The sequence below is a fragment of the Bacteroides acidifaciens genome, assembly GCF_024623065.1.
GTDB classification, from domain to species: Bacteria; Bacteroidota; Bacteroidia; order Bacteroidales; family Bacteroidaceae; genus Bacteroides; species Bacteroides acidifaciens.
The window spans coordinates 15,710-34,098 of record NZ_JANJZR010000029.1; the positions used below are offsets into that span (position 1 = coordinate 15,710).

Annotated in this window: 18 protein-coding genes; all 18 read right to left on the reverse strand. The window is 38.2% G+C overall.

Features of this window, described 5'->3' with window-relative positions:
* Positions 1 to 12: 12 nt before the first annotated feature.
* The 18 genes from NSB03_RS10365 to NSB03_RS10450 all read right to left on the reverse strand — a co-directional run bounded on the left by NSB03_RS10365 (position 13) and on the right by NSB03_RS10450 (position 18,352).
* On the reverse strand, positions 13 to 1,500 hold the full coding sequence (locus NSB03_RS10365) for an AAA family ATPase (RefSeq protein ID WP_024987099.1): 1,488 nt from the start codon (positions 1,498 to 1,500) through the stop codon (positions 13 to 15).
* A 3-nt stretch (positions 1,501 to 1,503) separates the two neighbouring features.
* Complete coding sequence (locus NSB03_RS10370; protein ID WP_136014301.1) at positions 1,504 to 4,023, reverse strand: Hsp70 family protein; 2,520 nt, start codon at positions 4,021 to 4,023, stop codon at positions 1,504 to 1,506.
* Positions 4,024 to 4,043: 20 nt separating this feature from the next.
* The gene (locus NSB03_RS10375) at positions 4,044 to 5,084 is read right to left on the reverse strand and encodes a hypothetical protein (RefSeq protein WP_024987098.1); all 1,041 of its coding nucleotides are present in this window, start codon (positions 5,082 to 5,084) and stop codon (positions 4,044 to 4,046) included.
* Complete coding sequence (locus NSB03_RS10380) at positions 5,081 to 5,782, reverse strand: hypothetical protein (RefSeq protein WP_136014300.1); 702 nt, start codon at positions 5,780 to 5,782, stop codon at positions 5,081 to 5,083. Before NSB03_RS10380 ends, NSB03_RS10375 begins: the two co-directional genes overlap by 4 nt.
* Positions 5,783 to 5,834: 52 nt before the next feature.
* Positions 5,835 to 6,383, reverse strand: coding sequence for a macro domain-containing protein (locus NSB03_RS10385; protein ID WP_128824307.1), 549 nt, complete (start codon positions 6,381 to 6,383; stop codon positions 5,835 to 5,837).
* 21 nt (positions 6,384 to 6,404) lie between these two features.
* A complete protein-coding gene (locus NSB03_RS10390) occupies positions 6,405 to 6,716 on the reverse strand; it encodes a hypothetical protein (protein ID WP_128824306.1) in 312 nt (103 codons plus the stop codon).
* A gap of 261 nt (positions 6,717 to 6,977) precedes the next feature.
* The gene (locus tag NSB03_RS10395; RefSeq protein WP_159102128.1) at positions 6,978 to 7,322 is read right to left on the reverse strand and encodes a hypothetical protein; all 345 of its coding nucleotides are present in this window, start codon (positions 7,320 to 7,322) and stop codon (positions 6,978 to 6,980) included.
* A gap of 368 nt (positions 7,323 to 7,690) precedes the next feature.
* Positions 7,691 to 8,161, reverse strand: a complete 471-nt coding sequence (locus tag NSB03_RS10400) for a hypothetical protein (RefSeq protein ID WP_024987093.1) — start codon at positions 8,159 to 8,161, stop codon at positions 7,691 to 7,693.
* A 48-nt stretch (positions 8,162 to 8,209) separates the two neighbouring features.
* Positions 8,210 to 9,622 carry a M48 family metallopeptidase gene (locus NSB03_RS10405; RefSeq protein WP_136014299.1) on the reverse strand — a complete coding sequence of 471 codons (1,413 nt, stop codon included), beginning with the start codon at positions 9,620 to 9,622 and terminating at the stop codon, positions 8,210 to 8,212.
* Positions 9,619 to 9,915: a LamG domain-containing protein gene (locus NSB03_RS10410; RefSeq protein WP_024987090.1), complete on the reverse strand. Its 297-nt coding sequence runs from the start codon at positions 9,913 to 9,915 to the stop codon at positions 9,619 to 9,621. Before NSB03_RS10410 ends, NSB03_RS10405 begins: the two co-directional genes overlap by 4 nt.
* Positions 9,899 to 10,093 carry a hypothetical protein gene (locus tag NSB03_RS10415; RefSeq protein ID WP_024987089.1) on the reverse strand — a complete coding sequence of 65 codons (195 nt, stop codon included), beginning with the start codon at positions 10,091 to 10,093 and terminating at the stop codon, positions 9,899 to 9,901. Before NSB03_RS10415 ends, NSB03_RS10410 begins: the two co-directional genes overlap by 17 nt.
* Entirely contained in the window at positions 10,083 to 10,676 is a 594-nt protein-coding gene (locus NSB03_RS10420; RefSeq protein ID WP_136014297.1) for a sigma-70 family RNA polymerase sigma factor, read from the reverse strand. The genes NSB03_RS10415 and NSB03_RS10420 overlap by 11 nt, the downstream gene beginning before the upstream one ends.
* Positions 10,677 to 10,790: 114 nt before the next feature.
* Positions 10,791 to 12,071 carry a coiled-coil domain-containing protein gene (locus NSB03_RS10425; protein ID WP_024987087.1) on the reverse strand — a complete coding sequence of 427 codons (1,281 nt, stop codon included), beginning with the start codon at positions 12,069 to 12,071 and terminating at the stop codon, positions 10,791 to 10,793.
* Positions 12,071 to 12,595, reverse strand: a complete 525-nt coding sequence (locus tag NSB03_RS10430; RefSeq protein ID WP_024987086.1) for a hypothetical protein — start codon at positions 12,593 to 12,595, stop codon at positions 12,071 to 12,073. Before NSB03_RS10430 ends, NSB03_RS10425 begins: the two co-directional genes overlap by 1 nt.
* 27 nt (positions 12,596 to 12,622) lie before the next feature.
* Positions 12,623 to 14,323, reverse strand: coding sequence for a BACON domain-containing protein (locus tag NSB03_RS10435; protein WP_136014296.1), 1,701 nt, complete (start codon positions 14,321 to 14,323; stop codon positions 12,623 to 12,625).
* 3 nt (positions 14,324 to 14,326) lie between these two features.
* Entirely contained in the window at positions 14,327 to 15,250 is a 924-nt protein-coding gene (locus NSB03_RS10440; protein WP_024987083.1) for a P-loop NTPase family protein, read from the reverse strand.
* Between the two features lie 30 nt (positions 15,251 to 15,280).
* The gene (locus NSB03_RS10445) at positions 15,281 to 16,402 is read right to left on the reverse strand and encodes a hypothetical protein (protein ID WP_128824300.1); all 1,122 of its coding nucleotides are present in this window, start codon (positions 16,400 to 16,402) and stop codon (positions 15,281 to 15,283) included.
* Positions 16,403 to 16,456: 54 nt separating this feature from the next.
* The gene (locus NSB03_RS10450) at positions 16,457 to 18,352 is read right to left on the reverse strand and encodes an alpha-amylase family glycosyl hydrolase (protein WP_024987081.1); all 1,896 of its coding nucleotides are present in this window, start codon (positions 18,350 to 18,352) and stop codon (positions 16,457 to 16,459) included.
* Between the last annotated feature and the right edge of the window lie 37 nt (positions 18,353 to 18,389).

Sequence of the window (18,389 nt, forward strand, 5' to 3'; positions counted from 1 at the left end):
AAAATAGTTTTATCATTGTATAAATCCAATTCTTTTCCGTTCCCCATTCTTTCTTTGATTCTCAAATTTCTGCCGCAGACGTTCGTACTCCTCAACCGTATCTTTTGATAAACTCGGCATTCTCGTTTTCAGCGCCTCCTTCAGTATAGACATCGAAATGGTGGATTTCAATTTAAATGCAATACGGGCAGCTTCACTGACTATTGCGGAGATATCACTTGTCAGATACCCTTTTGTCTTTTCCGCAAGATATTCATAGTCTATATCCGAATCGACCGGTTTATTCCTCAATGCAAGATAAAACATCGCCCTACGAGCCTTGTTATCAGGCATCGGCACATAGACAAGATAATCAATACGTCCCGTTCTAAGAACCGCAGAATCAATCTTGTCCGGTCGATTCGTAGTTGCTATGACAAAGACTCCATCGCTACCACAGTTATTGAGTTGTGACAGAAATTCGTTGACCTCCCCGCTTTGACTGGTATTGTTTATGCCATCCCTGCTCCGGACCAACGCATCAAACTCGTCAAAGCACAATATTGAAGGGGCATTTTTGCGGGCTTCATCAAACAATGACGCTATCTTTTCTTGTGTACCGTGCAAATAAGTACTTGCCAAATCGCTTGCTTTTATATAATAATAATGGTAGGAAGCCTGTTCAGCGAATTTTTCGGCAATGAATGTCTTTCCACACCCTGGAGGGCCATACAGCAGCATACCATTAGGTATATCTATACCGTACAGCTTTGCCCTCTCTCTATCAGCAAGAATATCGATCACATCCTCTTGCAGACGTTGCTTTATTTCATTCATTCCCGCCACAGCAGAGAATCCTTCTCCCAAGGGTTTATTCATAGGTACTACCTCCGACCGTCCTTCAATAGCATCCAGCATCTCCTTAGCAGATGAAAACTCGGCACCAATTGCTTTATATATGATATTTAGCAGACGTTCCTCAATAACATCGTCACCATGTACGCGAATACGAAGCGGCATCTTCGGAATTTCACCCAAAGCCATGTGATACATTATCATTCCTATAGACTGTATATCCATACAAACCGATATCTTGTCAGACCTCATGGCAGCACTTAATCCTACAATCCATGCCGTCGCCTCTCCACCGCCAAGGTCTATCATTATATTGCTCTCGGATATACCCGAATGTGCATATCCTCCATCATGCATATTCCCTATCTGTCCCAACAAGCCAATTGCAAATCGCTTCACTTCATCTGCAGAACATTTTCGTTCTCTTGACAATTTTGCTTCAAGAGTTTCACCACTAAGATACCTGTAAACCACATAATCACTTCCCGATGCGATATAAAGTTCTGACAACGGAGCCACCCGTTTCTCATTCTCATTAACCCCCAACTTTAAAGCGTAGAGCAAACCATCCCCTCCTCGAACACGATAAATCTCCATATCATTATTCTTCTTTAATGGCAGCAGTACCTTATATTCATCAATATAATCCCCTTTCTGATACTTCATAATCTACATGGATGGCAAATCGATACGACATTTTTTAATGCAAACTGATGTTGAACTACCATAAGGAGTCTCCTCTAAGATGAGTAATCCATTTATTCTCTCAACTATTTCCTTGATTTTAAAAAGTGGAGCCTCGGGATCATCCTTTAAGATTCCCATAGCTTTACCTATTAACTTTTGGGCAATCTTAGGCTCTTTCCATTTTAAAGAACAGAATTCCCTGTCAGTCATACGAATAAAGCCCCGATATATTTCCTCCTGCCTCAAAGAATATTCATAATCTTCTATTTGACCAAGCAATGCTTTGGCTTTCAGTATATCTTTAAAAGCGACTACCCTTTCGACTTGTGCAACCAAATTATTTACCATTTTATCAACTCCAGGATCTTTCTTACCCACAGCCGCAATCTGCAAACTCATCAAAGCCCTTTGCAGACGAATGCGTTCTCTGTCCCATTCTGTCGATTGTTCGTAATCTTCAATACTACGGAACACCTCTTTAAGATGCTGTTCTATCTGTTTATGCTGGGCACCGTTATCAAGTGCTTCTTCTATCTGCACAATTTGAGTTCTGATACGTTCGAACACTTCCATATCCTCAACAAATTCTTTCAACTTGTTCAATTGTGAAGTTGCCCGCGCAATCTGAAGTTTCAAATAGTCCAAGTCCTTCGTCTCTTGCCTGCGCGACGTGTCAAGATGCTTTTCCACCCTCTGGCCCGATTCAGGAAAATCTACAACGATTGTCATCATTTCCGAACGGGCCACCTCTATCTTGATGTTAATACGGCTTCCTTGAGGAATAAAAGATACAATATCCTCACCACTGACAATCACATCGGAAACATATTCAAACAAAGCAGCAGTTTTTCCTTCGGCACTATCGTCTCCCTGATAAACCGCTATCCGCACCATATCATTCTCTTCACCGGGACGAAGTTCGGACAATGTCTTCAAACCATACACCGTACCAACAGCCGGCAACGGGCGGTTCTTTTCCAAACCGGTGAATGCGGTAAACACACATTTGTCCTTTTTGGGATTAAAGACCTCCATGCCTATGTTGTAAGGCAATATAGCCGTTCCCGCTTTTGTTCCTTGCACAATCGTAAGTTCAGCCGGAAAGCATTTCACCTCTACACCGTTGACAGATGCTACGACACGGAACGTATTGGGCTGGTTGGGGATTAAATCAAACTCGAGCAACCCACCTTGTTCACTTATCCGAACATTCTGACTTTCCATACCATCCGAACGTCTGACCATCTTCACACTCAGCCCCTCTACAAAATTCATTGTTTTTATAGGCACGAACATCTGAGTATCCACTGTAGTCGCCTCAAAATCTATCAACAACTGCAATGTATCATCTTCAATATCATTCTCATCTATTTTCACAGGTATAGTAGAAGCATATATGGCAGCTCCCGTTGCAACAGCTGTCATCGGATTGATTTCTGTCTCCACATTTTCCGTCACCTGCTCTTTAAGCATCTTACGAAGTAATGGAATAGACGTAGGGCCACCGATCAAAATCAGATGAGACAATTTTTCATAGGATATATTATTACGCAGCATCAGCGTTTTGCATACGTCTACCGCCTTTTGAAGAATAGGCCTTATTGCATCTTCCAATTCTTGTCGGGTGACAGTTATCTCAAGTTCTATTTCCTCCCCATCTCCATCTTCCCCCCAATCGCCTGCCTCCAAATAGACAACCTCGCTATCACAATACGACAATTTGTTCTTGACTTTCTCTGCTTCCACTTTCAGTGCCTCGACAAACAGTTGATACTGTTCGCCGTCCGATAAATCAAGAGCATACCTCCGGGTGATTTGCGGCAGAATGATTTTCGACACAATGGCCTCATCCATATTCTTGCCTCCCAAGTAATTGTCTCCTTCCGTATCGAACACCTGCATAATTCCATCGCTCACATGCACAAGAGCAACGTCTAACGTACCTCCGCCCAAATCGAACACCATCCATATCCCGTTCTTATCCTCAGCCTTAAGTCCGTATGCGATGGATGCGGCAATAGGTTCTTGCAGCAGTTCCACCTGCTCAATTCCAGCAAGGCGCGCAGCCTCCAATGTCGCATCTTTTTGGTTTACTGTAAATTTCGCAGGAACTGTAACCACAGCAGCTTTCACCTCATCATCTGTGACAAAAGAACATAAAGTCCGGACTATCTGTGCCGACAATTCCTCGGGCGACCACGGATGCCCGGCATTCACATTAGAGAACTTCATATCAGTCCCCATATATCGTTTGAACTCTATACACGAATTTGAGCCCTGTGCTGATTTCTTCTTCAAAGCCCGAAGCCTGTCAATACCCAAATCCGCATAGGCCGATTGCCCAATGCGTATGGTTCCGCTTTTTTTGAACGACACACAGGAAGGCATAGTTTCCATTCCACTATCAGAACGGATAACAACAGGTACGCCATGCTCCATCCGGCAGATTGCCGAATTGGTTGTGCCCAAATCTATACCATAGTCTATTGTTACATGTTTCATATTCCAATCCTATTTATTCATTACATCATCATTACGAGAAAAATTACAATCAAAAATGCGAGCCACAGAACCGTTTTTATACATTCCTTACGCCTAATCACCTTCAATAGCTGTCTTGCGATTGCTGTTTGCACAAAGCACGCCTCTTCAAATTCGCTGACAAAAGCCGCAACGTTTTTGCACGATTCATCATCCAGGGCAATGTCTTCAATTGTACTATCAACAAATTCAAACACCTCTTCCATCAAGCCATGACACAGTTTCACACTGACAAACGCGCGTTCCGAGTTCAACCACTCCCCTATACACGTCAGGATAGCCTTTCCTTGTTTGCCAATGGAATAAACAACGGTTTCGGCGCATCTCCGATACCGTTCATCCGTTGTTCCGAAAAGCATTGCAGCCACCTTGATATAATACATAATCCGCATCGTCACATTCCTGAAATTGTCAATCAACATATAGAAGTCCGATTCTCCCTCTGTAAACGATTCGCAAAGTTCATAAAGTTCACCCCAAATTTTTCGTTCAAAGAAAACAGTGGCAAGATAATGAGCCTGGTTTATACACCCACTTTGCAAAGCACTTTCGGTGCTTTCCACATGCTCGGATAGTATATCAATCAACATATTTGCCAGTTTCTCTTTTTCAATGACAAACAATCCGTGTGTAACGGTCTTGACAAACTCATTCCGCAAGGCATCATCCTGTATCAATGATTCGTAATGGCAAAATGCACTCGCCAAATTTCCGGCAACCAAAGCATCTATGGCACTATTTAGAGTAAAAGCCCACAGATATTTCTCATCAGCATACCAAAACAAAGCATACTTAAGCCGCTCAACAGGTAGCGAAAGTGCCTGGGCAGCATCCGCAGCCATTTCACCACTTCTCTTCAACACAGGAAGAACACCATCACCTTTCAATACGAATGTCACCATCTGCCCCACTTTTGAATAGGCTGATATGCGATTTCTGTTACTGGTTTCCTTAGCTATGGAATCACCGACATAAACCCCCAATATCCTATATGGATTATCACCAATGAAAGTTTGTATCATCGTCCCAATATTTCTTTCATGACTTCTTTTCGTTTATCTATTTCCTTCTCAATCTTGTCTATCCCTATAGCAGCCCCCGATTGCGTATCAATAGTCCACTCTGTGACCGCTTGATTTTTATGTTTTTCTGGAACATACTTCCAAGAATACTGCATGGGCACTTGGAATCTATTGTCAATATTTTCATTCCATATCTGAAACGAATGCGCTCGGACTGTAATCTGTTTTTCGGGAACAGATTGCGCAAATGCACCATTAAAAAAGAGTGTTGGGTATAAAATTAAAAGTGAGTCTGTCTCATTACTTAAATATTCCCTACCAATAGCACAGAAATTTCCCTTATAATAAAATGGAACATAATAATGATCGACAAAAAAGGTTTTCCTATCAGGCAATTCCGGGTATACCCATTCTTTTTTTGCCCTATTAACATCCTGTGTCACCACGCAAACTTCAGGAAACAGAAACATGAACGGACACGGCAGAAAATATATCATTAGCCATCCCCAATTTCTAACCAAACGACTGTGTTCATTTAGCTTTTCTACTTCATACACAGACAGACGGACTTCTTTTCGCAAAAGCCTATATGGGCGATATTTAAAATACGCCCACAGTCCCACATATATCAACAGGCCTATCTGATAAAACACTCCAACTCCGAAAACCATAACATTTTCATCGTCAACTATTTTCACAATCAAGACACATATCTCTCAACTCTGACATCTTTATTTATATCAACTAAACTTATAGATCGTAAACATATACTTTGACATCTTTGCGGCAAAACTCTTCAACGATTATACTTTCCATTACCTCCCAATTCCCGCCGGCAAGCCCGCACCCGATTTTCGGCATATGGATTTCAAATTCGATATTTTCCGAAGCCAATTTTTTAAATATATCTTGAAATCCTCGCCTAATCGATTCGTAATTAACAAAACCGGATTTTTTTGAGGGTAAAAACTCAGGCAAAACGCCGGCTGTATTTCGGAATTCATATTGGTTTCGGCTATAAAAATACTGACCAATTATATTAGCCACATACAAGTCCGGCCGAATCTTAGAAATACAGACTTTTCCCATCAAGTCGTTTCGCAATTTATTTGAACGTTGATATGGAGAACAGAACAATTGGTAATCGACCTTTACCTTGGGATAACGTCGACTTAATGCCAGAACAAATCCCCGCCCCCATCCACCAAACGCGTTGCAACAATGACAAATTACAGAAACAGTTCGGCTGTTATTGTGTGGCAACGTGGCGTCACCATGCAAATATTTAATTGAAATCATCGTTTTGAGTGTTAAAGCTATTTATTCATTCCTCACAAGTTTAGATACATATCCTTTACCATGGCAATATGAGCACCTTTGGTTGACAGTCCTTATCTGGTTATTTCCAAAGTAAACCCGCTTTTGGTTGTACCCACCATCACAATGTTCACACTTCACATTGCATCTTGAATAGTTGTCCACATTCTCAGGTGTCACATAATTTCCATCATAAGTGACGACACCCTGAATCGGTTGAAACGGGTTGTTCATCATCTGTTGCTGAACAGCAGCCGCCTGATTGCGATAGAATTGCAAGATTTGCTGCTGCATCATCATATTTTGCATTTTCATGGCATTAATCTGTTGTTGCTGCTGCCAGCACCACGAGGGACTGCCAGATCCACAATCTAAAAGAAAATCTTGCGCCTTAGATATCGTTGTAAATATCATTGTAAAAGCAAACATCAGTAAGACCTTTTCAAACGATTTCATTCTTGTCTTCATTTTCTTTATACCCTAAATTCGTGTCGGGCACAACCTTCAATTGTTATAACTTTGGTTTCTTTGACAGTTTATGCAATCAGCATGCAGAAAGTAACCTGTTGCTACATTCTATTTTGCTTTTTTCAGTACATACTCCGCTTTTATCACACAGTCCCGAGCGCGTTCCCTTGCTCGCTTAGCTTTACGAGCATAATCTTCCGCTTTGTTTATCACATTCTTTGCACGCTGCTGGAAAGTTTTCATTTTATTGTAATCCTTCCTCTTTGAGTAATAATCCGCTTCCCTCAGATATCCTTGCGCTTGTCGATTGTAGTAGTCCACCTCACGCTCATATCTAAGAGCCTGCTTTGTATAGTACTCCGCTTCACGTTGATACGATTGCGCCTGTCTAATGTAATAGTCGTTTTGTGTCCTTAAAGGCAAAAGACTAAGCAATAAGAGAACTATAAACATTAACTGCTTCATATTTTATTCAAATGAACCAAACTTATTGACAAATGCTTCATAAATCTATTAATCGCCATTGGGAAGGAGATACCCAAGAATCGATTTCCAATCAGGAAATCTATCTGAACCAAACTGTATCCATTCACCCTCAAATTCACTTGCTCCATTCTTGCCTCGATCGTCTATCAAGACATCACCTTTGCACAGATTTTTACAATGCGTGATAATCATTCTTTTGTGGGAAACATCCCTGGAATCTCATCATAGCGTCCCTCATACTCTTTAAGAGTCTGCTCGTCCTGTTGTGCAAGTCCTGATTCAAAATCGACAAGCACACCATCCATATCAAAATAGATCCTTTTTCATTCTTGTCACTACTTCTTACCCCACATTACCTGATATGCATTCTTTCCATTACGACGGAGCAACATCAATAGCATAAAGATTATAATTCTACCAAGGCTTGCCACCATATAAGAAAATACATTGCTTGTGCTGAAATATGGAACGTCAAATCCATCCAAGCTAAAGCCATAACGCTGCAAATAAAGTAACGTACCACATAGTACACAAGCTATTATAAATAAATAAAATCCTTCTTTCTTTGCCTTCAGCATCCAATAGAAACCGAGAATATCTATACATGCAGCACAAACGCATCCCAAGAAGAGATAAATATTTACTTTAATTCCTCCCAATATGTTAAAGAGTCCCATACAGATAGCGGTAATTCCAACCGCAATCATTATACAAAAAATCACATTCAAAAAGACGTTCAGTCCATTATCATTCACTCGTTTTATCCATTCTTTCATACCACGAAGTTTACCTTTAAAATCAAACATATGCATTTCTATTTTTTAAATTTATAATAAAGAGTTTATAATCATTCATTATCTATCAAGCCTTACACATTTTTCTCCATACACATTGTAATAGCCATTTTTCACATACAACTTATAATCCATCTCAATACGATAAGTCCCGTCTTTTTCAACCTCAAACTCAAGAGGAGTCGAAATAAGGCCTGATGGAGCATAAGTCGTAAGCGTATGCTTTCCCGGTGAGGTTTTACGCTTCAATGTATATCCTTTAATGAAGTTGCCGGCACCAATTTCCTTACCGTCAAGAAGCAGTTTGTAAAAGCCATCTACATACGGCATTTTATGTTTTTTCCTATCAAGATGTATCTCCAATAAGACAGAGGTTTCCAACAACCGTTGCCGTGTATAGATATCAAAACCTTCTCGCAGCCATTCCGCAAATTGCCGGGCCGGACACAACTGCGCCACGCCCGCTTTCCTCTTAAACATACGAAAGGCTTGTTGCTGAATAGATTTCGTCCCGATACAACTACTATCATTCAACATACCTAAACGTTCTACCCTCCTTACCACCTCTTCGGAAAGCAGTCGGCGCATCGGACGAGAATAGTTGCCAACCAATGACAGCGCTATGTATGGTTCATCCACTTGAATATTCTGGGCTTGCAATTGTTGCAGTCCCCATCGCACAACTTCATAATTGTATCTGACGCAAGCGGCATGAAGCAATGCCTTTTGCAACACCGCCACTCCCACATAGTTCACAGCCACATCATCCGCATCATATTCCATCTGTTTAGCCAGTCGAGCATACGCTTTGTTGATGCAATTGCAAGTCCACATTGAAAAATAAGTAAACAGTAATAATTGCAATCTGATCTGCATTCTCCACACTCCTTGCTTTTCAGCCTCCTTGACAGCTACAAACGAACGAGAAAACTGACCAATCACGTAAACGGAAATCGAGCTCTTCATCTCTTGCTGTACATAATGCCCAAACTCGTGATACAATATTGCACGGATTTCTTCGTCATCCATTTGAGTCAGAAACCCAAGTCCTATCACTAATTCCCGCTTTGGTTCAAAGAAAAGATTGCGCAAATATGGTTGGATAAACACTGCTGCTGTTGCATCGGGACAGATATATACTTTATGAATAGGAGACAACTTCAAGTTCTCCGTAACCTCCGCTATTGCATCGAACAACACCGGAAACTCTTGTGCCGTTGTGACCTTATACGCAGTCGGCAACATGTTTTTGAATCTGAACGCCCGTAGCATCTCCCACAAAAGTACTCCTCCCGCAATAGATATCACTGCGAGTTGCAGAGGCCATTCATGCTCGTCCTGATAACGAATCACATAATATCCGAACCATAACGACCACAAAGCAACACATACAAAACAGCAACAGCCGAGTATGTAAACTATAATCGACTTGTTAATGTTTTGCTTTATTTTTTCTACATCAAAGCACATCATTCTTCTTCATCCGTATCCTCTTCTCCGTTTTCATCTACATTTCCTTCTCCCAAGAATCCAGCCATAGCCAATGGCTCGTACATTGGCCGGACAGTCTCAGAAGCGGTATCCCAAGAAGGCAATTGTATCACTTCAGCAACAGGAGACCCGTTCAATGCTTTACGAGACACATTCAGCAATTCAAACGTGTCAACATCCATCGTTCCGGCTTCTTGTAAGGTACACTCTCCAGAAAGAATGCAATCAAGATATAAAGCCAATTCTTCATCCGATAGTTTATTGAATCTTCCCATAACCATTTGCTTTTTCATTCAACAATGCCGTTGCTTTCAATGCAACAAAAAAATATTCTTTAAAAGCCGAATCCGCCAAATTAAACAAGACCGCATTTCGCTCTTGTTCCGTAGCTTGTCCGTCAAGCACCCGTCCAAGCAACTCGATATTATTAATTTGAATCATACTATTTTCCATATCCCATCGCAATCATTTGTTTTTGCAAATTCTTTCTTACCCGATTATAGCGAGTATATATATAACCAGCAAATTGAGCATCCGTTTTTGCTTCCGTACTTAGCATTTTATCATTCATTATAAGCACTTTCGCCTCGTCCAACACATCTCCCGGCTTTTCACCATCTATAAGAATGCGCTGCACAAGGAATCTATCAAGAGGAGACATACTTTTCATTATTCTGCCCAAATCTTCCATAAAGAACGATTCCTCATTCCTCTCTTCATATAGATGAGGCACTAAGCTAATATTCTCATCCAACGACAAAAGTTCCTTATCCCGCTTATGTTGAAAATAACGAGAAGCGATAATGGTAACATACGAATTTAACGTACACGTATATTTGAATATTCTTAATTTGTGCCAATCATCTGCCGCCAGGAATTCATAAAATTCTCCAATGAGTTCCTCCGGCGTTTGCTTATCTTGGCAGAAATATTGCCCAATATATATTAACACTGGTTTGCATCGCACAAAAAAGAAATCCTGAATAGTATGCAGTTCTCCCGCAATAAGACTATTTATTATTTGTTGTTCTGTCATAATCCTTTATATTTCATAACATCGTTTTTTTATGGTATAGCACTAAAACATATCAGCCGTATATATGCGGCAAGGCAGAAAACGATAAGGTACTGAATGGATACCAATCTACGATTAATAGATTGTAAATGCTTTCGAGTTTAGGCAAACGTTTTCATACCAAATTTCAATTCTATACTCCCCTTTTATCCAATGGCCTTTTGTTGTATTACCCCAACCGCTTAATATTTTTGAATTTGAGCCACTATAAACATATAATGATTCTTGTTGAGAGTAACCACTTGGCGAAGAATTCCCTGTTTTTATTAAACCATTAGGCATATACCATTTAATCTTAAGATCAACAGAACATCCTGTATTGATTCCTACATAAGTTATTTTTGGTTGCAAATACATTGTATGACTGCTGTATATCATATTTCCATAATCTGTTTCTATCTCCCCATTATGATATATATTGCCAATTTCAATATTAGTTATATGGATTGGAAATATATCTTTCACAGACAAAAACTTTGATTCAAAAGTTCGTAAGGAATCCCTGCATGAAACTATATCAGCACTTAATTCTTGAATTTGAATATTTTGTTGTCTAATAGAATCTCTTTTATTAGATAAAGTATCTTGTAATTGAGCAATACAAGTATTCATATCGGATATACTATTATTCAAGGAGTACAATCCTACAAGACTGACAATTACAGCTATAAAAAGAATGAAAACCCATCTATATTGTTTCTTTTGCTGAGATAGAGATTCGATTTCTTTTTTTAATGCTTCCTTTTCCTCCTGCAATTGTCCCTTTTCTGAATTTAGGCGTTCTACCGTCCTGGAAAAACTTGAAGGTATCACATTGTCCATTGTCACAATGACATTGTGATAATGCCGTATAGCAGCCGTTATTTTATTTTTATCATCTTCATTAAAGGCCAAACTTATTTTGCTGTCCATTGAAACAGAGAAATCCTCGGGGGGCAAATTTCCCCAATAAGACTGCCTCCCATTAACATTCTCTTGCATCTCGCGAAAAACGCTATCTACTTCTGCTGCTTCAGACGAGAAACTATCAATATTTTTACGAATCTTCCCTGACTCATCATAACAAAATAGTATACCTCTATTTGCTAACGCTTCTAATGTACTTTGAAGAAATTCATACAACCACTTAAGATTTAAACAAATTTCACCACAAACTATACACAATCCATATATTTCAGACGCAGATTTTTTGTACACGTATGCATAATACATCAGATTGCCATCCCTATGAATGGCAATCTGGTTGTCTGTACAGCAATTTTTACATAGTTGCTTTAAGAAATTTTCCGATTGATCAGACGTATATTGCTGATAACTACCGGAGAACTGACTGAATAAATAGCTTCTTAGTATCACTATTCTTTAAAATAAATAGATTGGTCGTATTGTGAAATTTCATAAGAATCCCCTAATGCTTGCATGACAGGAAGACCGATTAGTATATCTGTTCCTACATTATCATCAATTACTGCTTGGATATTAGACAACATATGTTCTACACCTTCTTGATCCACAAAAGAGATCGATTTCAACATATAGACAGCATATTCGCTGGTTTGTCCATTTGCAATTGTAACAGGATAATTAGATTTATAGTCACTTATAGAAAGAGTTCCATTTTTCACTAATGCTTCTGCCTCTAATTTAGAAATTTTTAAAGGTAGACTACAACCTGAATCCCAAACACCTTCAAATTGAGGACCATTATTTAAACGAACACGGACAACTATAGAATTTTTCTTCATCGAATACGGAATGGCAAACGAAAAATTATGCTTATTCCGTTCATTAGGAAATTGTGAAGGGCGATAAGCCTTTTTATTCTCACACGAAGAGATAAGCATCAACATCGCCAAACCAAAAAAAATCAACTTTTTCATACTGGAATTTATTTAATGTTTAAAAACTTATTTGCGGGAAGTAGAAGAGTCAGAACTTCCTGTTACTATTTTACGAGTCAAGAAAAGCCTCTCCCTCTTACTTGAATCATAACCTTTAGGTCCGTATGCAATAATCACAGAACCAGTGCCATTTTGTATCTCTACAGGAACATTCTGTTTATTATCTGTTGTTCCCGAACAACCTTGATACCTCCATCCATAGTCACCTATGGAAACAAACTTCGTAGCTTCTGCAGTAAGCACTTCTCCTACAACAACCGTATCATTCATATTCAACAGCTGTCCATTATCGCGTTTCACTACAAGACCAAAATCAGGTCGTGAAGGAGCAGATTCTTGAGTTATATTAATTTGCTTCTCAAAACTACCTGCCTTTATCATAAAACTACACGCCCTCTTTGGTCCTGAATTTTCTTTTATTCCAACAGACAATCGATTTTTTTCTTTTTTAGTCAATGTTATCCACGAACTATATTCTTCTCGCAAATCAAAACCCCATTCTCCATCTGTTTCTATAGTAATATCAAAATCCCCGCCTTTACTGTCAAAATCCTTCTTCACAGGAAATGCGTCTAACATTGTAGCCATTGACTTGGAAGATTGAATAGCCAAAGCCGTATCTGAACTTGCCTTCGACAAAAGAGAATCCTTTAGAATCCCGCTCACTTCTTTTTTAAGAGTTTGCGGGAAATCACGAAAAAAGCCGTAACTCATCAAACTACTTAGTATCACAAGAATCAAAATAATAAAAAGCAAACATATCTTCAAAAGATCCATTTTATTTTTAGACCGATATTGCGACTTTTTATCTTGCCATTTGGATATTGATTTTCCAATCTTAGCATATTTTTCCAACTCGCCACGAACTGTTTCAATCACAGCCTCATATTTGCTATTTTCAGCTAACAATGATTCTATTTTCGCATCTTTTTGCTGCATCTGCAAATTCAAATCTTCTATATCTGCACGAACTTTAGATTTTTCAGACCTCCTACATTCATCACGCTCCTTCCAATCTCTGTTCTCTGCCTCCAAAACCCTAACACGCCTCTGTAATATCTCCATATTTAGAGTATATAGTCCATATTCTTCGGAAATATATAAACGACCTACTTTACACAAACTATTAAAGGATACAAGAGAGTTACATACATCTACCCCCACTTTAACACCATGCCAAGAATCATAATCAGCAATATGAACACTTGAATCTATCACCATACCATGCCCACCTACAATCTTAGAAAAAGCCTTCTCTATATTCTGATTGAAAAGCGACAAAAATGCTTTTTCCACATCAAACTGAGGTATGACATATTGCTCTTCACCATTCTCATTGGTGCCTATAATTTTCTTTGTTTTAAGCAACTGGGTATATGCATCATACAACATTCTATATATAGCTTCCGGGAATACATAAACACCTTGACATGCTATACTTAAAGCAAAATACTGTCCTTTTCTTCCGTTCTGACCGCTACCACTACATTCATTATTTACAAATGAATAAATGCTGAAAACTTTCCCATTCTGATTTCTGTATAAGTCCACAAATAAAGCCAATTTTGCAGACGACTCTTTCTGGCGGAGTACACGCCCCTGAAAATACTTGTTTGCAATATCATTGCAAAATGTCTCAGGAGCATTGTCCGGTATAAACACACTTTGTCCTACCGAAGACCCATGTATAAAAGCAAATAGTTCCATAAGTTACCAAAGTTTTACAATTTTTTCCCATAGACTAGCAGGATAAACTGGACCTGAAGCTGTATAACTGCTACCATCGTCGGGATAAGTTCCTGTACAGAAAGGCAAGAAAGTATAATTCTCTATATCCCAAAAAAGAAATCTCTTCTTAAAAAACAAGTTTGGATAAAACTCCTTTGCGTTGGCAAATATAGCAGACAAATTGGAAACCCCACTGGTATTTGCCCATAAACCATTTTGAGGCAAATCTACTTTATTATAAAGAAGGATAACTTTACTGGGATGATGAAGAACATAACGGTTATATAAGTTAATCATTTTTTGTTCATACTTCATACGTAGTGCCGGATTGTTTCTAAACGATGGAGTTGAATCCAAATCAAGCAAGATTATATAGACAACTTTACGTTGCTTATTTGGTGTGATTTGTGCAATTTTATCCAGATAATTTTTAAATGGGATATTAGGTTCTTGCAAAGATTTTGTTAAGTTGAAAAAATCCTCCCCGGGAGCTTCCAAGAAATGAGCGACAACATTTCCCCTTCCATCTATAATGTCAGCCAGTAAATAATCAACTGTATTCGGCATTTTCTCATCCGTTTTAGCTATAATTTCTTCAAAATCTCTACAATCTACTTGATATTTTTCTGTATTCAGCAATGTGGTATTTGCCGAAATGGTATACCCCAATCCCGATTTATAAAGGTAACTGGCAAGACTTTTCAACACCATGCTTTTACCGCTTGCCGGAGGTCCGCAAAGTACCACAAACGGTGCGGAGTCACTCGGAATTTGAGGTTGAACATTAGGTGATGTAGAAGTTCTTTTTACATCATTAGAAGCAACCGGCTTCTCATCCAAAGCAGCAGTTTCACCACCAACAAAATTGAAAGTTCCTACAGAGTTTTCAGTGTTTAAATTTTCCATATTCCTATTTTTTTATATTACACATCATTTTTATCTTGCCATTATACGTAGCACATAAGCTATAATATCTATTATCAACGAGAACAAAATCCACCCCAGCAATTTCATATCATTAGGCAATCTGCCATGAAGCATATCATCCCAAACATTAAATGTACTGAACATCCTGGAAGAAGGGTAACTTCTATACCTTCCTTCATCACTATCATCCACATTTTCAGCCTTGTTTTCTTTCATCTGCTGCCTTATTGCAGTTTGGACATCTTTATCCAATCGATGAAAGACATTATTTGTCAGCTGGACTTTTGAGAACTGATAATAGACATCCGGTGTTGCTATTTCTGTAATTTGAGGAATATCCACAACATACAAACTATCATTAATGAATTGCCTGATTAAATCCATATCCTTGATTTGGGGAATCATCCTCTTGTAATAATCTCTAATAACAGATTCTCTTCTTAGCAAATTCTCCGCAATTCTTATTTTATACTTTTCTTTTAATGCCATCACTTCTCGTGCACCTGTTTTCCCCCTATCCCCTTTATCTTTATCTTCATCAAATATAGAATGCTCATAGGTATATTGGTCTCCAAATTTACCGGCAGTTCTTGCAAAATAGCCCTCAATATCCTTCAAGTACCCAATAGCCCTATCGCCAAATCCATAACGAACAGATGACTGGCATTCGCGTTCAAAATTACCAGCCAAATTTTGAACAGATGATTCACATAGAGCAATATCTGCGGCCTCTTTTTCTTTTATACCATTTTTACTATCTTGAACAGTCCTTTCTACATAGTTTTTATAAATTCCCAATTCTGAATTTATCACCTTCAATCCTTCATTGCTCATAAACATATAATGAACATTGGTAGCAAAACTTACTCCCCAAAACAATAAGAAACCCAATAGTCCCAAAATAAATTTTGATTTACTTGGATTAAAACAGTTTTGCATTTCACCAATTACAGTACTTAAGCAATATCCGGCCATCAAAGCTACTATGAAAACAAATACAAATACCGCCCATACTTGTGTCAATTCAAATGACATTGCTACAGATTTTGCGGTCAAGTATGAGCTATAAACCGCAAACAAACAATATCCTGCCCAGCAGGAGATCTTTTTTACAATACTAAATCTATTCATATTAAAAAAATTAAATTATATTACTAATACGTAACTACTATCCGTTACACATATTTATTTCCAACGCTTTGGGGCACGAACATCATCATCACCATTGGGACTATTGTTTATATCTTCATCATTACACATGCTATCCTCTGTTCCATAATAGACAATCATCGGATAAGGTAAACTGCTCATTAAACAAATTGCCTCTTGCAATAAAGAACGGTCGTTTCTACAATAATACAGGAATCTATTTGTGTCATGATTATCTACAAAAACAAATGGAGTAAAATATACTGGATAGCGAGAAAAATGTTGTTCCAACCGTCTTCTCAGCTGTTGATTATCAAGCAATCGTTCACCAGAGCATACCGTTTCTACAAGTATATTCATAAACGAAAAATCGAGTATGCCATCTAAGACTCCAGCATAATCCAGTTGTATCATTTCTTGAATATCAGAATTGTTCATCGTAGAATAATTCATTGCTAAATCTTTTCGACGAGCATTTATAAATTCAATCTGCATAAAATCTCTTGGATTTTGCAGCCAAGCTTCTCCAATAATAAAAATCTGTGGATTTATTCTTTTCAATTGAGCGGACAGCTCCCTCAAAAAAGAAAAAGGAACACCAATAGCATGATCTATTCTTAATCCATCAATCCCCATTTTTGCCATTCTTACCGCAACTGATATCATATACTCGGCAGTAGCGGAATTATGTAAATTGAATTTTGGCAAATCAGGATAATTTTGGTAAGACACAAATCCACCAAGTCTACTTTCATCAAAATAGAACCAATTTTTATACTTACTATCCACATTATTTTGAGCCGATTGAAATATTGCATTTCCCAAATGACAATGATTGGGAACATAATCGCAAATTACTTTTATTCCCTTTTTATGAGATTCCATTATCAAATTCTGGAAATCATTCCAAGACCCAAAATGTGTATCAACTTCTTCGTAATTAGTTACATGATACCCATGATAATTCCTTGTCGCGAATATAGGTGTTAATAAAATCGCGTTATATCCTAAAGAGCTAATGTAATCAAGTTTATTTATAATTCCCTGTATGTCACCACCGTAAAATCCATCCGAATCAATAGTGGGGTTTGTTGTCCAATTTCCACAAAATCTATCTATCATGATATGGTATATAGAAAGACAAGAAAAATTTATTGATTCATTATCAATACACTTCTCATTCAAATCGGAACAATTGCGGTTATCATAGATAGATGGAGGAAGCGGATTCACAGAGAATTTATGTCCCCCCATTCTTATGCAATCGCTACTTTGGCAACATCTCCGACTATAATAACGGCAATCACTACGACAGTAGCCGCGCTTTTTTTCCTGTTGTTTTCGTCTCCGACTGTCATCAATTCGTTCTTTTCTCAATTTACCCAATAGTAGCTCATGATACATTGCTGTCATAATACATACACAAAAAAGCAGTATCAAAAAAAGAATAATCACCTGAATGTTTCTTGATATTGGAATATTAATATACTGCAAGTTATGTTCTATAGCAACAAGTATAAGAACAAACCAACTCGTAAATAATACATTGGGAGCGAATTTAAAAAACATCAAGAATCTCATCCTACTATTCATTATAAAAACAGGAGCTAAAGACACTCTATGTGGGTACGGGTATTTTTTCTTACAATCGTCCCAATTATCATACTCATCCCACATCTCATAAACATGCCCTATGGATAGTTCGCTAACACACATAGAATAAATTGCAGACAAAGCAAGGAATAATCCCATTAAAAGGATTAAAATTATTATTACCTCCTTTAAATCATTATACTGTATTGCACAAAGCCCAGTAAATAAAAGAGCATGAGCACTCATAATCCAAGTCACATTATGATTCTGATGTTCAGTTTCATCTTTCTGTTGATTGTACATATGATCTACAGTTTTATTAATGAATTCTTGTTTCATCGTTTAATCAAATTTATTTAATCTATCGGCATTTTTA